Source organism: Thalassobacter stenotrophicus (assembly GCF_001458315.1).
GTDB lineage: Bacteria > Pseudomonadota > Alphaproteobacteria > Rhodobacterales > Rhodobacteraceae > Thalassobacter > Thalassobacter stenotrophicus.
Map to the genome: position 1 here is coordinate 90,931 of NZ_CYRX01000011.1, position 15,013 is coordinate 105,943.

Consider the following 15,013-nt stretch of genomic DNA (forward strand, 5'->3'; position numbering starts at 1 on the left):
CTTTCTAGGGCTACCAAGGGTGCTAAACCACGTCACTGGACACTTCATGGCTTCTTTGACCCCAATGCTGCTGGCCGAAATCCACAAAGGCGCCAAGGTCCTCGTCGTGGACGACAGCCGGGCCCAGAGACATCTGATGTCCGCAACTCTCAAACGCGCGGGTTATCGTGTCATTGGGGCCGGAACGGCCGAGGAGGCGCTTGACCATTTAGGTGACCCCGAAATCAGGCTGATTGTCAGCGACTGGGGTATGCCGGGGATGGATGGTCCTGAATTCTGCGCCGCTTTGCGCGCAATGGAACGGCCATATAGTTACTTTATTTTGATTACTTCCAAGTCCGACCGTTCAGAAAAAGCGCGTGGGTTGGATGCCGGCGCGGATGATTTTGTCACCCGCCCCATCAATTGGCATGAATTGCGATCTCGTATCCGCGCGGGGGAGCGTATTTTAGACATGCAAGAAGAGCTGCGCGAGAAGACCCGCGTAGTTGAGGCAACATTGTCAGAATTGCGAACGATTCACTGCGCGATGGAGCAAGATCTCGTTGAGGCTCGCAAACTGCAAATGTCGCTCATGCCGCCAGAATACCGCGATCTAGGTGCAGTTGGGATCGCATCAAAACTTTTGACATGCGGGCATGTTGGGGGTGACTTGGTCGGCTCATTTCCCGTATCGCACACAAAACTGGGGATTTATTCGATTGATGTCTCGGGACACGGGGTCGCGTCGGCATTGATGACCGGTCGATTGTCGGCCCTGTTCTCTGCCACTGAACAACACCGTAACATTGCATTCTCACGGCAAACGGACGGCAGTATGGCCGCTGATGCCCCCGAGCAAGTCGTAGCGCGGCTGAACAATCTGATGCTCGATGACTTGGACACAGATATCTATTTCACCTGTATCCTCGCCTATCTAGATCTAGAAACCGGCGTGTTGGACTTTTGCCAAGCGGGTCATCCGCACCCCCTTGTATCGACGCTGGACGGGCAGGTCACAACCATCGGCGATGGCGGCCCGCCAGTCGGTTTAATACGTGGCCTAAGTTTTGAGAAATCAGCAGCGCAGCTTAACCCCGGTGATCGGCTCGTGTTATTTTCGGACGGCTGCACCGAATGCACGGACCCCGAAGGCAATATGTTGGGCGAGGATGGCCTTGCATCGTTGCTTCGGGCGCACGCCATGACGCCGACCCGAAAACTATTGCACCAACTGGAACAAGACCTGCGAAATTTTACTCAAAATCGCGATTTTGAAGACGATGTTTCAATGATCATTCTCGACTACCAGGGCTGCGCTCAGCCCCAGCAAACGCTTAACCCAGCTGACCAAGCGCTTGCGTGAGGCGTGCAACACTGCCCCCGTTCCGATCCAACAGCGCGTTGATCTCTGTGTTTTCAGTGGTTCGCAGGTTGATCCCCTCAATAATCATATTGAAGAACAGATCACGGCCCGAGCCGTTGGACACAAGGAAAACAACTTCGAAAGGGGCTTCCCCAGGAAGTTGCGCCATAGAACGCACCTCAAAGAAACTCCGCACAGGCCGCGCGCTCAGCACCTCAATCTCACCCCCGGAAAAACGGCGAAACTGCTTACCGTACTTACGAGCCAGATATCCCTGAAGCGCGCGCGTGAAATCCCGGCGCTCCGCTGCACTTGCCCCGCGCCACGGCACACCCAAAATGGACCGGGCAATAATCGGCATATCAGCGTAGCGGTTAAGCACCCCGTCAAAATCACGGATCATTGCAGCTTCGGATTTGTTTGAAGCAATGATCCCGTTAATTTCGCCCACCAGACGCCCAACCAGCACTTTGGCCTCGGGCGTGGTAAGCGCGAATGCAGGACCCGTGGCCGCGACGACTGCGGCTCCTGACAGCGCAAGAATGGATCGGCGGGTCAGAAAGGTGTCAGTTGAAATCTGCATAAGGATCCTCGTAGGGGTCAAAATAATCATCGTCCACCTCGCTGCCACGCAATTGGAAGCGACGGTTTTGCAAATAAAGAAGCCGCGCTTGAGCGTAACTGTCAGCGCTTTCGTACAAAACGGAATCGATCAACTCTGCGTTGCGGTACCTCGTGCCAAAGGCGTCCGCGACACCAAACACTGTTCCAACCGTACTTTCGGGGGCGGGCACTGCGCTTCGAATTGGATTAAGCGCCAAATCGACCAAACGCCCAGCTGCATGGCGCGACGTCGACGGCCCCACCACGGGCAGCACGGCATAGCTACCCTCTGGGACGCGCCAGTAATAAAGCGTCTCACCAAAATCAGTGGGTGCCGCGGGAATGCCCATGGCGCTTGCCACGTCAAACAAGCCAAAGAAACCAACCGTCGAATTCACCAAAAACCGGGACGTATTTTGAGCCGCCTGACCAAGCCGGACTTGCAGGAGGTTGTTCAACACATCGCTCGGGGTGCTTAAATTGCTGGCAACATTGGCGATGCCCCTTTGCATTGGTCCCGGCACCGATGTCCCGTAGGCATTGGAAACAGGGCGAACAAGCTGCTGATCCAACAACAGGTTTTCGGCATGCACAGCACGGTTCGTAACCTCATATGGGTCATCAATTTGTGAACCAACGTCAGGCGTCGCGCAGGCACCCAAAAGAGCCACGCCAACAAGCGCACAAAGCAATCGGACCTTTGGGGTGAAAACACGTATCATTGAGAAAATATATCCTTGCGAAATTTAAGCCGCGCACAGAGCTAATATAGGGGACGCCTGAATATGGCCACTCCCCTTGCGAAAACTGAAAGGAAACACACCATGTTGTGACATGGCTGCACTGCCTTTTGACCGCTTGCCTCGCAAACTGGCATTTGTGCAGTGCCCGGCATTGAAACGAGTCGTCCAAAGGATGCGAACGAACAGCTGAATCGTACTCTGATCCTTTACCTCGCTCATCCTTTCCTAGACAGTTTCCGAGACGCCACTCGCAACAACCGAGTGGCACCGAAACAGTAAGAAAGAACCCCATGTCCTACACCGCCAAACTCGCCGAAATGGGCGTCACGCTCCCCGATGCTCCTGCGCCTGCCGCCAACTACGTGCCCTATGTGGTCCACGGCGATATGGTCTACGTGTCCGGCCAATTGCCCATGGGGCCGGACGGTTTGGTCTGCGGTAAACTCGGCGCAGATATGAGCATTGAAGACGGCGAAAAAGCCGCCCGTCTGTGCGCGATCAATCTTTTGGCGCAGGTCAAAGCTGCGTGCGGCGGTGACCTAGAACGCCTTGTTCGCGTTGTGAAAATCGGTGGCTTCGTAAATTCGACTGATGATTTTGGCGATCAGCCCAAGGTCATCAACGGGGCCTCTAACTTCTTTGCCGAAGCACTTGGAGATGCAGGTAAACACGCACGCGCAGCCGTTTCCTCACCCGCACTTCCCTTTGGAGTCGCGGTTGAGATCGAAGGCATCTTCGTCATCAAATGACAGCCCTTCCTCGCAGCTTTTTACGCCGGCCCATCACACATCGCGCGCTTCACGGTCCCGCAGGGGCCGAGAATTCAATCGGCGCGATCCAAGCTGCCATCGCGGCTGGGTTAGGGATTGAGATCGACATTCAGCCCAGCGCGGATGGCGTCGCAATGGTGTTTCACGACTATGATCTGGCGCGCCTTACCGGCCACACAGGCCCTATCATTGCGCGCACGGCCACTGAACTAGGCGCCATCCCTCTTAGCGCGGGGGGCGGCACGATCCCGACACTGCGGCAGGTACTGGACCTGGTGGACGGCAATGTTCCGCTTCTAATTGAAATCAAGGATCAAGACGGCCTCATGGGTCCGAGCGTCGGCCCCTTGGAGCAAGCCGTGGCCGCGTGCCTTTCGGATTACACCGGCGACGTGGCCGTGATGTCCTTCAACCCCCACTCGGTGCAGGCTTTTGGCGCCGCGGCTCCAAACGTCCCTCGGGGCCTCGTGACATCCGCCTACAGCGCCGATGATTGGCCAGAACTCACATCAGACATCCGAAACAGGTTGGCTGACATCCCCGATTTTGGCCCAGTTGGCGCAAGCTTTATAAGCCATGAGGTCGAAGCCCTAGACATGCCGCCCGTCCACGCGCTGAAATCTCAGGGCGTCCCGATCCTGTGCTGGACCGTCCGCAGCGCCACCCAAGAGGCTGAGGCGCGAAAAATCGCCGATCAAATCACCTTTGAGGGCTATTCTCCCGCTTGAAACCCACGCCTGCTGCCCCACCTCTCGTGGGGTAGCGCGGAAAGGTGATATGTCCGAGACCTCTATAGAAATCAGTATTTTGGCATCGCTTCGCGAGATTGACGCCGCCGAGTGGGATGCCTGTTCCGCCCCAGAGGCATCAGACGGTGGACGCCCGAATGATCCGTTCACAACGCACCGCTTTCTCAGCGCCATGGAGGACAGCCGTTCGGTCGGCACAGGCACGGGATGGCAGCCACAGTACCTGACGGCGCGCGCTGACGGCGAATTGATTGCCACTGCGCCTCTGTACGCAAAAGGCCATAGCCAGGGCGAATACATCTTTGATCACAACTGGGCCCAAGCCTATGAACGGGCGGGCGGCCGGTACTACCCCAAGCTACAGATGGCAGTGCCCTTCACCCCCGCCACGGGACGTCGGTTTTTGGTGAAACCCGGCTTTGAAGAGGCGGGCATGGCCGCTCTCACCCAAGGGGCCGTGCAGATTGCGGATCAAAACAATCTCAGCAGCCTGCATGTCACCTTTTGCACGGAGGCAGAGCGCGCCGCTGGCCATGACATGGGCCTGCTGGAACGGACCTCACAGCAGTACCATTGGCTCAACCAAGGGTACGCTAATTTCGACGATTTTCTTACCGCTTTGGCTGCCCGCAAACGCAAGGCCATTCGCAAGGAACGCGCCCAAGCACAGGGCTTTGGCGGGCGGATCGTCGCCCTCACCGGGGATCAAATCCAGCCAGAGCACTGGGATGCCTTTTGGGTGTTTTACCAAGACACCGGGGCGCGCAAATGGGGCACACCCTACCTGACACGCGCATTCTTTGACGCCGCCCAAGAAACGTTGCGCGACGACATTCTGTTGGTGCTCGCGGAGCGCGATGGGCGATACGTGGCAGGCGCGCTTAACATGATTGGTCGCGAAACGCTCTATGGCCGCTATTGGGGCTGCACCGAGCATCACGCCTGCCTCCATTTTGAACTATGCTATTATCAAGCCATTGAATTCGCGATTAACAATGGCCTCCAACGGGTTGAAGCCGGTGCGCAGGGTGACCACAAACTTGCGCGCGGATACATGCCCGTGCCGACCCATTCGCTGCACTGGATCCGGGACCCCGGGCTGCGCGATGCTATTGCAAACTACCTAGAGGCTGAGGCCGCGGCTGTCTCAGAGGATATCGAAATCCTGACCTCTTACGGCCCATTCAAGAAAACCATTATGGAAGAGCAACAATGAGCAAAATCCCCTTACAAGACGCCGTCGCCCGCACCGGTTGGGCCGCAGTGGATGGCCGAGACGCCATCATGAAACAATTCGTTTTCAAGGATTTCGTTGAGGCGTTTGGCTGGATGACTCAGGCCGCGATCCTCGCGGAGGGCATGAACCACCACCCCGAATGGTCCAACGTCTACAAAACGGTACATGTGGTCCTGACGACCCATGACGTGGACGGCGTATCCGAATTGGACGTCATCCTCGCGGCGAAACTCGACGCGCTTTAGGCGAATGGGGCCACGCAGCTGCGCCGCCCCACTCAAATCTGCGCGCCTTAGATGGCGGCCAGCAGGCTTTCACCGGCGGTGACTTCGCAAACGCCGGGGCCTTCTTCGATGTGCAGGACCGACACTTTGCCGTCGTCTACAACCATTGCATAGCGCCTGGAACGCCCATGCAGACCAGCGGGTGGCGCATCAAAGTTCAGGCCAAGGGCCGCCGTAAACGCACCATCGGTGTCACCCAGCATGTGGATGCCAGCCGCGTTTGCGCCTGTCGCCTCGCCCCATGCCTTCATCACGAACGGGTCATTCACAGAAACGCATACAATCGTATCGATTCCCTTTTCAGCGAAGCCCGCTTTGGTGCGCACAAAGCTCGGGACGTGCGCCGAAGAACAGGTCGGGGTGAACGCGCCGGGCACGGCAAAGATCACCACCCGCTTGCCCTTGGTCAGGTCTGCGACCGAAACGGACTCGGGGCCTTGCTCGCCCAGTTTGATAAGGGTGCCGTCAGGCAATGCATCGCCGGTTGAAATGGTCATAAAAGAGATCCCCGTCCCTGATTGTGTTTCCAGTAATCAGCGATATAGGGTGTCGGCCGGAACACGGCCAGTGAAAGGGCATATTATGACGCATATTGCGGTCATTGGCGCAGGGCAGGCAGGCGCCTCCTTGGTGGCGAAACTGCGCAGCGAAGGGTTCGAGGGCGACATCACCCTGATCGGTGCCGAGGCGGTCCCGCCCTATCAACGCCCCCCACTGTCCAAGGCGTATCTGCTGGGCGACATGACGCTAGAGCGTTTATTCCTGCGCCCCCAAAGCTTTTACGATGAAAACAACATTGCCCTGCGGCTCAGCACACAGGTCACGGCGATCGACACATCGGCCAAAACTATTGCCATAGGCGATGAGCTGCTGAGCTACGATCAACTTGCCCTCACGACCGGGTCCGTCCCGCGCAAGCTGCCTGCATCGGCCGGTGGCGCGCTTGGCGGCGTCTATACCGTACGCGATCTGGCGGACGTTGACGCGATGGCCCCCCATGTGACCGAAGGCGGGCGCGTTTTGGTCGTGGGCGGAGGCTACATCGGGCTAGAGGCCGCCGCCGTTTGCGCCAAAAAGGGCATGCACGTCACACTGGTTGAGATGGCGGATCGGATTTTGCAACGCGTCGCCGCCCCCGAAACCTCGGACTATTTTCGGGCACTCCACACCGCGCACGGTGTCGATATCCGCGAAGGCGTGGGACTTGATGGCCTAATCGGTGAGAACCACGTCACCGGCGCCCGGCTCAGCGATGGGGCTGAGTTGGCATGCGATATGGTCATCGTCGGCGTGGGCATCGCGCCCAGCACCGCATTGGCTGAGGCCGCGGGCCTGACCCTCGACAACGGGATCGCGACCGATGCCCAAGGCCGCACCAGCGCGCCGGACGTTTGGGCTGCAGGCGACTGCGCTTCATTCCCCTATCGCGGCCACCGTATCCGGCTAGAAAGCGTGCCAAACGCCATTGATCAGGCCGAGATCATCGCCCGCAACATGCTGGACGCAGGTGTGGAGTACGTGGCCAAACCATGGTTCTGGTCCGACCAATACGACATCAAGTTACAGATTGCGGGCCTCAACACCGGCTACGACCGTGTCGTGGTGCGCGACGGCGGCACCGCGCGGTCGCATTGGTACTACGCGGGCGACACGTTGCTGGCCGTGGATGCCATGAACGACCCACGCGGCTATATGGTCGGCAAACGCATGATTGAGGCTGGCCGCTCTCCCGATCCTGCTCTGGTGGCGGATGCAAGCGTCGACGCAAAGGCGCTCATGGCGTGAGGATCATTGGCGGAAACTGGCGCGGACGGCGGCTGACGAGCGTGGGCAAGGGCGACACAGCCGCCCACCTGCGTCCAACGACCGACCGCACCCGCGAAAGCCTATTCAACCTTTTGCAAAACGGCACCCACGGCGATCTGTGCGCCGATGCCCGCGTGTTGGACATTTTCGCTGGGACCGGGGCCTTGGGCCTAGAAGCCCTGTCGCGCGGCGCAGACGCGGCAGTTTTCATCGAAAACGGGCGCAAGTCGCAGGCAATCCTGCGCGAAAACATCCAAATGCTGGGCGCAGACGCGCAGGTCATCACCCGCGATGCACGCAAGGCAGGCCCCTGCCCCGGCGCGCCCTTTGACCTCGTGTTCCTTGATCCGCCCTATGGCAAATCATTGGGTGAGGCTGCGGTCACAGCCCTAAACGACTGGATCGCCCCCGGCGCGATGTTGGTCTGGGAAGACGCAAAAGCCCCCGAGATCCCCGGGGGCTTTGAGCAGGTTGACCAGCGTCGCTACGGCGAAACGCTGATCACCTTGGTGCAGAAAATCGACTAGTTCGCCGGCAAACGGTTCGCGGCAACCTTGGCCCGCGCCGATGCGACCAAACCAGCCCCATCAAGACCCTTGGCCGTGACATCAGCGATCCACTCAGCGATGACCTCATCGCCTAGCGCCACCATCTGAGCCGTGGTTTCAGCAGAGATTTCGGCCAGCTCATTGCCCGCATCAACTAGGACCTGACGGCCCTCTTTGTCGCCCGTGTCATGAGCACGACCTGCCCAAGCAGAGGCCATCGCCCCCGAATTGGCATCGATCACGGCCTTCAGGTCATCTGGCAACGCGGCATAGCTGTCTTTGTTCATCGCCCAAATAAAGAACAGATTATAAAGCGACTTTTCACCTGCAACGTCTGTGTGACTATCGGTCAACTCGTCCAGCTTAAGCGAGGGCGACATTTCATAAGTGATCACACCGCCGTCCAAAACACCTTTGGACAGCGCCTCGGGAAAGGCTGGGACAGGCATGCCGATTGGGTTCGCGCCTAGTTTATCCAAAAACAGCGTCGCAGCCCGCGAAGGGCCACGCAGGTTGAGACCTTCAAAATCTGACACCGCTTGAATACCGGGGCCCGTTTTGTGAACGATCCCGGGCCCATGCATGTGCGCCGCAAGCAGATGAACATCCGCAAAATCATCCATCAGGTGCTCTTGGGTGAAATCCCACGCGGCCATAGACGCCTCTTCGCCGGATTTCGTGACCATAAACGGCAGTTCAAGCGCCTCGGCCTCGGGGAACCGGCCCGGTTGGTATCCGGGGATCACCCAACCACCATCCACCGCACCATCCGCGATCAGGTCATACATCTCAGCGGCACCACCGCCCAGTTGCATGAAGGGGTACAATTCAACCTTGATGCGCCCTCTGGAATCCGCCTCAACCTTATCAGCCCAAGGCTGCATAAAGTGTTTGGGGTTCGCAGACGCAGGCGAGACGAAGTGTTGGAACCGCAGCGTCACCTCTTGGGCGAACGCGCCCGAAGTGCTGAGCAGGAGGGCTCCGAAGAAGGCAGATTTAAGCAGGGTCATAACTGATCCCCTTTTGTTAAAGGTGCACATGGACTTAAGCGCCGCACGCCCGCCGCGAAAGAGTAAACTTGAGAAAAACACATCAAAAAGTCGCGCAAACTGTCGCGGCGCAAGCCTTGTTCATGGGCTGTTAATGTGAAAGATTCATAGAAAATCGAGCACATCTTCTGATCCTGAGGCCCATGCCCCACACAACGCCAAGCCCGACCGAGCTTCTTGCGTCCGTTTTTGGATTCTCTGCCTTTCGCCCGGGGCAGAAGGACATCGTAGACGCCGTTCTTGGCGGCAAAAATACGCTCGCGATTATGCCAACAGGCGGTGGCAAAAGTCTGTGTTTCCAACTGCCTGCCCTCTGCCGAGAGGGGATCACCGTCGTCATTTCGCCCCTGATTGCGTTGATGCGCGATCAAGTGCGCGCCTTGCAGGAGGCGGGCGTTGTCGCGGGCGCGCTAACCTCTGGCAACACCGAGGAAGAAACTGACGCTGTCTGGAACGCGATTGAGGCCGGGACGCTCAAGCTGCTCTATATCGCGCCGGAACGGTTGGCATCCTCAGGCACAGAGCGGATGCTCAAACGCGCGGGCTGCAACCTGATTGCCGTGGATGAAGCCCACTGCGTCAGCCAATGGGGTCACGATTTCCGGCCCGACTACCTGCGCATCGGCGAATTGCGCAAAACACTCGACGTGCCTTTGGCCGCCTTTACCGCGACCGCAGATGCTGAGACCCGCGAAGAAATCGTAACCCGCTTGTTCGACGGCACCCCGCCCGAGACGTTTCTGCACGGCTTTGACCGCCCCAACCTGACACTGGCCTTTGCCGCCAAAGACAGCCCCCGAAACCAGATCCTCGGCTTTGCCGCCGCCCGCAAAGGGCAGTCGGGCATTGTCTATTGCGGCACCCGCAACAAGACCGAAAGCCTTGCAAGGGCGCTACGCGAAGCCGGGCATTCCGCCTGTCATTATCACGGCGGTATGGAAGCCGACGATCGCCGCATCGTTGAGCGCCGTTTTCAGGCCGAAGATGGGCTGATCGTCGTGGCCACCATCGCGTTCGGGATGGGCATCGACAAACCCGATATCCGTTGGGTTGCGCATGCGGACCTGCCCAAATCTGTCGAAGCCTATTACCAAGAAATCGGCCGCGCCGGTCGTGATGGCGCGCCTGCCGATACCCTGACGCTATACGGCAGCGACGATATTCGCTTTCGTCGCCAACAGATTGATGAGGGTCTCGCCCCGCCTGAAATGAAATTCGCAGATCACGCGCGGCTCAACGCGCTTTTGGGGCTGGCGGAGGCCCACGAATGTCGTCGCAAAAGCCTCCTCGCCTACTTTGGCGACACCGAAGTCACCTGCGGGAACTGTGATCTGTGCGAAACACCCCCCGACTTGTTTGACGCCACCACCTCAGTGCGCAAGGCTCTGTCGGCGATACTGCGCACCGACGAGCGGTTTGGCGCGGGCCACCTGATCGACATTCTGCTGGGCAACGCCACAGACCGCATCTGCCAACGTGGCCATGACGCTCTGCCAACCTTTGGCGTGGGGCAGGAACATTCAAAGCCCATCTGGCAGGCGATCTTTCGGCAAATGATGGGTCAAGACCTGATCCGCCCCGATCCTGAACGCCACGGCGCGTTCCGTATGACCCAAGCCGCACGACCTATTCTGCGGGGTGAGGCCAACATCACCCTGCGCCGCGACACCCTCAAAACCGCAGACCGTCGCCCCGCCGTCAAAGCCTTGGTCAGTGAAGAGGACGCGCCCTTGCTTTCGGCGCTTAAGGCCAAGCGCCGCGCCCTTGCGGACGCCGAAAGCCTGCCTGCCTACATGATCTTTAACGACCGCACCCTGATCGAGATGGCCGAAACCCGCCCCATGAGCCTGGACGCGATGGCGCGCATCGGGGGTGTTGGGGCCAAAAAGCTCGAAAAATATGGAAGTCATTTCCTAGAGGTAATAACGGGCGAGCATACTGCCAGTGTCCACCCTGCGCGGCGCAAATTGGCTGGGCGCTCCGAGGGCGATGTCTATGACGCACTGCTGAGCGTACAAGCCGACCTGATGCGCGGCGACGATGGTACGCAAAAACCACTGTCGTGCTCATCCTCAATGCTGGCCAAGGTCGCCACCGCGCCCGCCGACGCGAGCCAGATTGCCCGCATTTTGGGCGACCGTCACGCAGAACGCTTTGGCGCGGCGTTTCTCGAAGTTTTGCAATCGCGCTAGACCTCAGCCCCTCAGCCCTTATCTATAAGACACCAGAGAGGAGATCCCCATGCTCACAGTGCTGTCGCCCGCCAAGAAGCTAGACACCAGCCGCACGACCACGCTGCCGCTGACGCAACCGCAGTTCCCCCAAGAGGTCGCTGAATTAACCCAGATCGCGCGCGATCTGTCGGTGCCACAGCTGCAAAAGCTGATGCACATCAGTGAAAACCTTGCAAAGCTGAACGCAGACCGGTTTGCGGATTTCGCGGCGCAGGACACGGCCCCTGCCGCGCTGATGTTTGATGGGGACACATACACCGGGCTCGACGCGACCACCCTGTCCGAGGACGCCTTGCGCCATGCCCAAGATCATCTGCGCATTTTGTCTGGGCTTTACGGATTGCTGCGTCCGCTGGATGAAGCGCGACCCTACCGGCTGGAAATGGGCAGCCGATTGGCTAACCCCAACGGCAAAACGCTATACGCATATTGGGGCACAAAACTGGCTGATGCGCTGAACGCGCAGGCGGCCGAAACCGGGGCTACACATCTTCTGAACTGCGCCTCGCAGGAGTATTTTGGTGCCGTCGACACCGAGGCACTAAAGCCCGCGGTGATCACCCCAAAGTTCCTTGAGGACAAGCCGGGCGGTGCCAAGGTCATCAGTTTTTATGCAAAACAGGCACGCGGCGCACTGGCACGGTTTATGGTTGAAACCCGTATCACTGATCCCGCCGACCTTGCGGCGTTCACGGCCGGGGGCTACGCATATCAGCCCGCGCAATCGACCCCATTAGAGCCGGTCTTTTTACGCCCTGATCAAGCCGCCAAAGGCAAAGCCGCCTAGTACGGGCAAGGCGCCTCAAAACGCTCCATCTTGCCCGTGATCGGATGTTCCAGCTTGAGCCCCTCGGCATGGAGCATCATGCGCGGGAACGCGAGCGCAGGCCCGTCCGCATAAAACGGATCGCCCAAAATGGGGTGGCCTAGTGCCAGCATGTGCACGCGCAATTGGTGGCTACGGCCAGTGCGCGGCATCAGCTTCATGCGGGTGGTGCCGTCCACGACCTCCATCCGCTCCCAATCGGTGACCGCAGGTTTCCCTGTTTCGTGGTTCACGTGCTGCAAGGGACGGTTCGGCCAATCAACGATCAAAGGCAGATCAATGGTGCCCTTCGGCTCCGCGACTTCACCCCAGACGCGAGCAATATAGCGCTTCTTGACGCGCTTTGTCTCAAACGCGCGACCCAGTTTGCGTTGCGCGAGCTTGCTCAGAGCAAAGATCATAATGCCCGATGTATCCCGGTCCAGCCGGTGACACAAAAGCACCTCGGGGAACATGTCCTGTAGCCGCGACAGCAGGCAATCGGCCAAATGCTCACCCCGACCGGGCACGGACAAAAGCCCCTCGGGCTTGTCAACCAAAAGAATGTCATCGTCATGATAGATGACGGGAATGGGGTCTGTGGGCGGGTTGTATTCGCTGCTCATGGCGTCGCCCTACCGCGCATGGGGCATGGTGTCTACTGGCCTGCGCGCCAAAGCGCATAGGCCGACGACCCGCCGAGCCACGCGAAAAACATCCCAGCATAGACCGCAAATTCGAGCCAGCGCCAATCGGGCACACCGTCCCCAAACATCACGAACCCGATAAACGCGAAGGCAGCCAGTGACACGGCCACACGAAACCGATGCTCCCGCAGGATGGGGGCAAAGCGGCTCATCCCATGATCGCCAGTGCGAACAACGCAAGCCCGTAGCCGATGAAACACACGGCCATGACCCGCCGAAATGCCGTGTGAAACACCGCGCCCAGCGCAGCCCGGCCCAACATCGCCCCAAGAGTTGTGAAGCCTGCGTAGCTTAGCGCCGTGAGGCTAAGTGCGGTTGGCATGATAAAGGCCATCTGCCCCATGATAGGGCGCGCTGGGTCCAAAAACTGGCTAAACGCCGCGATGTAGCCTGCCAATGATTTGGCGTTAATCGTCGCAATCCAAAACGCGCGCCAAAACAAGCCGCCCCGTTGGTCCGATACCACAGGCGGGCGTCCGGCCATCCGGAATGCGCGCAGCCCGATCCAGACAAGCAACGCGGCACCTGCAATTTGCAGTGCAAAGAACAGATTGGGGGTCGTCACAATCAACGCCGCCAACCCAAGGGCGGCGGCCCACATGAACAGCAATGCTTGCAGCATGATTGCGCCAACGGTGATGAACGCGCGCGGAAGCCTGACGTGCATACCAACGGTTATGCAGTTCACCGCGTTCGGCCCCGGCGTTGTTACGAACAACGCCCAGAACACCGCGAACGCGGCCCATAGCTCAAACGTCATAGGGGGTTAAATGCGCAGGATTTTCTGAGCGATTTTGGGCAAAAGGCCGTTAAAGCGCAAAGGCGCATCTGTCACCACAAGACAGATACAATCCTCACCGATATCGGCGACTGGCGTATGCTCCGTCTCTTGGGTCGCGACTTCAATGTCGCCGCGTGCAAACCGTCCATCTTCGTCGATAAACGCGCCCTGCAGAACCAGTGTAACCTCAACCCCGTTGTGCCCGTGGTCGGGCATTGCCTGACCCGCTGGGATATACAGCAAACGCGCGGTCGCCTCACCATCCCCGGTCGGCAGCACCGCCTGTTTGACGCCCATACCGACGGGTCGCCACTGCACGGCATCGGTGTCACCACCCACATAGTCGCGCAGGCACTTGGGGAAGGTCGCGTGGCGCGCAGGTGCCTTCGCCTCTTCGCGTACGGTGTCCGCAGGGGCAGTGCCCATGATCCGCGCCATCGTCGCCTCAAAGCTGTCATCCGCCAACTCAGCAGTCTCAGCCCCTTCAAGGACCGCGCCACCAAGCGCTTCGAAACTGGACAGACGCGCACGAGCATCATCATTGAGCGAGACATGCGACGCCACAACAAGGTCAAACGCTTCTGACAACCCGCCAGCCGCGTAACCCATTAGCAAATCATCAGGAATATGATGTGTGATCATGTCGTTCTATGCCTCCGCGCCCATCGAATGGCGCAATCTTTCAATCGCCAACCTAATCCGCGACTTGATTGTGCCAAGGGGCAAACCTGTCTCTGCGGCGATTTCGCTATGTGTCATGTCACCAAAAAACGCGCGCTCTACCAAATAGCGCTGTTTTTCGGGAAGTTGTTTCAACGCCTCGGCGAGCCGTGCGCTGTCTTGTTGTAATGCGAGAACATCCGCTTGCTCCGGAGCCGCCTCAGGCCCCCAAGGCAGCTCGTCTGGCTCGGGTCGGCGCGACTTTCGAATCATATCGATGCGTCGATTCCGCGCGATCGTGAAAATCCACGTGGCCACAGATGCACGCCCCGGATCATACAAATGCGACTTGCGCCACAGGGTCGCCATCACGTCCTGCATGCACTCTTCTGCCATTGCGTGATCAGCACCTGATTTGATCAAAAACGCCTTCACACGCGGGGCATAGTGACGAAACAGCTCGGCAAAAGCCGCCTGATCCCTGTTGGTGCCAACAGCCACCAACCGCGCAACCCAGTGCGCTTCGTCTGTCTTTGCATGTGTCACGGTCGGCGCGTGCTTTCGGTCCCGACCAGCGGGGAGTTCCGCAGGCTCAGGCCACATCATCCGACTTTGTGTCACAGCAATCAACATAATCTTATTACGCGAGTGGCACTCAACCGGATCACTCTTCATAAGAAAAATTCAAAAAT

Annotated in this window: 18 protein-coding genes; 9 read left to right on the forward strand and 9 right to left on the reverse strand. The window is 58.8% G+C overall.

Annotated elements, in window-relative coordinates:
• The first annotated feature begins 46 nt into the window (after positions 1-46).
• Positions 47-1,345 carry a PP2C family protein-serine/threonine phosphatase gene (locus tag THS5294_RS04960; protein ID WP_072936691.1) on the forward strand — a complete coding sequence of 433 codons (1,299 nt, stop codon included), beginning with the start codon at positions 47-49 and terminating at the stop codon, positions 1,343-1,345.
• On the opposite strand, the gene THS5294_RS04965 is transcribed toward THS5294_RS04960, so the two are convergent.
• Positions 1,317-1,928 carry an MlaC/ttg2D family ABC transporter substrate-binding protein gene (locus THS5294_RS04965; protein ID WP_058122865.1) on the reverse strand — a complete coding sequence of 204 codons (612 nt, stop codon included), beginning with the start codon at positions 1,926-1,928 and terminating at the stop codon, positions 1,317-1,319. The genes THS5294_RS04960 and THS5294_RS04965 overlap by 29 nt on opposite strands.
• On the reverse strand, positions 1,912-2,670 hold the full coding sequence (locus THS5294_RS04970; RefSeq protein WP_058122866.1) for an MlaA family lipoprotein: 759 nt from the start codon (positions 2,668-2,670) through the stop codon (positions 1,912-1,914). Before THS5294_RS04970 ends, THS5294_RS04965 begins: the two co-directional genes overlap by 17 nt.
• A gap of 311 nt (positions 2,671-2,981) precedes the next feature.
• Here THS5294_RS04970 and THS5294_RS04975 point away from each other — a divergent pair, with 311 nt between their 5' ends.
• Genes THS5294_RS04975 through THS5294_RS04990 form a run of 4 tightly spaced genes read left to right on the forward strand, consistent with a single transcriptional unit; the run spans position 2,982 to position 5,692 of the window.
• A complete protein-coding gene (locus THS5294_RS04975) occupies positions 2,982-3,440 on the forward strand; it encodes a RidA family protein (protein WP_038005721.1) in 459 nt (152 codons plus the stop codon).
• Entirely contained in the window at positions 3,437-4,189 is a 753-nt protein-coding gene (locus tag THS5294_RS04980) for a glycerophosphodiester phosphodiesterase family protein (RefSeq protein WP_058122867.1), read from the forward strand. Before THS5294_RS04975 ends, THS5294_RS04980 begins: the two co-directional genes overlap by 4 nt.
• Positions 4,190-4,238: 49 nt before the next feature.
• Entirely contained in the window at positions 4,239-5,426 is a 1,188-nt protein-coding gene (locus THS5294_RS04985) for a GNAT family N-acetyltransferase (RefSeq protein ID WP_058122868.1), read from the forward strand.
• Complete coding sequence (locus tag THS5294_RS04990; RefSeq protein ID WP_058122869.1) at positions 5,423-5,692, forward strand: 4a-hydroxytetrahydrobiopterin dehydratase; 270 nt, start codon at positions 5,423-5,425, stop codon at positions 5,690-5,692. The genes THS5294_RS04985 and THS5294_RS04990 overlap by 4 nt, the downstream gene beginning before the upstream one ends.
• A gap of 47 nt (positions 5,693-5,739) precedes the next feature.
• Here THS5294_RS04990 and THS5294_RS04995 read toward each other — a convergent pair whose 3' ends face one another.
• Positions 5,740-6,228: a peroxiredoxin gene (locus THS5294_RS04995; protein ID WP_058122870.1), complete on the reverse strand. Its 489-nt coding sequence runs from the start codon at positions 6,226-6,228 to the stop codon at positions 5,740-5,742.
• Between the two features lie 85 nt (positions 6,229-6,313).
• Between THS5294_RS04995 and THS5294_RS05000 the strand changes: the two genes are divergently transcribed.
• Positions 6,314-7,516, forward strand: a complete 1,203-nt coding sequence (locus THS5294_RS05000; RefSeq protein WP_058122871.1) for an NAD(P)/FAD-dependent oxidoreductase — start codon at positions 6,314-6,316, stop codon at positions 7,514-7,516.
• Positions 7,513-8,064 carry a 16S rRNA (guanine(966)-N(2))-methyltransferase RsmD gene (rsmD, locus tag THS5294_RS05005; protein WP_058122872.1) on the forward strand — a complete coding sequence of 184 codons (552 nt, stop codon included), beginning with the start codon at positions 7,513-7,515 and terminating at the stop codon, positions 8,062-8,064. The genes THS5294_RS05000 and rsmD overlap by 4 nt, the downstream gene beginning before the upstream one ends.
• Here the strand turns inward: rsmD and THS5294_RS05010 are convergent.
• On the reverse strand, positions 8,061-9,095 hold the full coding sequence (locus tag THS5294_RS05010; RefSeq protein WP_058122873.1) for a TRAP transporter substrate-binding protein: 1,035 nt from the start codon (positions 9,093-9,095) through the stop codon (positions 8,061-8,063). The genes rsmD and THS5294_RS05010 overlap by 4 nt on opposite strands.
• A 182-nt stretch (positions 9,096-9,277) precedes the next feature.
• On the opposite strand from THS5294_RS05010, the gene recQ reads away from it, so the two are divergent.
• Both recQ and yaaA read left to right on the forward strand, forming a co-directional pair.
• Positions 9,278-11,326 (forward strand): DNA helicase RecQ, encoded by a 2,049-nt coding sequence (gene recQ / locus THS5294_RS05015; protein ID WP_058122874.1) that lies wholly within the window; start codon positions 9,278-9,280, stop codon positions 11,324-11,326.
• A 49-nt stretch (positions 11,327-11,375) separates the two neighbouring features.
• The gene (gene yaaA, locus THS5294_RS05020) at positions 11,376-12,155 is read left to right on the forward strand and encodes a peroxide stress protein YaaA (RefSeq protein WP_058122875.1); all 780 of its coding nucleotides are present in this window, start codon (positions 11,376-11,378) and stop codon (positions 12,153-12,155) included.
• On the opposite strand, the gene THS5294_RS05025 is transcribed toward yaaA, so the two are convergent.
• Genes THS5294_RS05025 through THS5294_RS05045 form a run of 5 tightly spaced genes read right to left on the reverse strand, consistent with a single transcriptional unit; the run spans position 12,152 to position 14,942 of the window.
• Positions 12,152-12,799 carry an RluA family pseudouridine synthase gene (locus THS5294_RS05025; RefSeq protein ID WP_058122876.1) on the reverse strand — a complete coding sequence of 216 codons (648 nt, stop codon included), beginning with the start codon at positions 12,797-12,799 and terminating at the stop codon, positions 12,152-12,154. The two genes, yaaA and THS5294_RS05025, sit on opposite strands and share 4 nt — an antisense overlap.
• Positions 12,800-12,831: 32 nt before the next feature.
• Entirely contained in the window at positions 12,832-13,032 is a 201-nt protein-coding gene (locus THS5294_RS05030) for a hypothetical protein (protein WP_058122877.1), read from the reverse strand.
• A complete protein-coding gene (locus THS5294_RS05035) occupies positions 13,029-13,640 on the reverse strand; it encodes a LysE family translocator (RefSeq protein WP_058122878.1) in 612 nt (203 codons plus the stop codon). Before THS5294_RS05035 ends, THS5294_RS05030 begins: the two co-directional genes overlap by 4 nt.
• A gap of 6 nt (positions 13,641-13,646) precedes the next feature.
• On the reverse strand, positions 13,647-14,303 hold the full coding sequence (locus THS5294_RS05040; RefSeq protein ID WP_038005709.1) for a ChrR family anti-sigma-E factor: 657 nt from the start codon (positions 14,301-14,303) through the stop codon (positions 13,647-13,649).
• A gap of 6 nt (positions 14,304-14,309) precedes the next feature.
• Entirely contained in the window at positions 14,310-14,942 is a 633-nt protein-coding gene (locus tag THS5294_RS05045; RefSeq protein WP_233486406.1) for a sigma-70 family RNA polymerase sigma factor, read from the reverse strand.
• Positions 14,943-15,013: the final 71 nt, after the last annotated feature.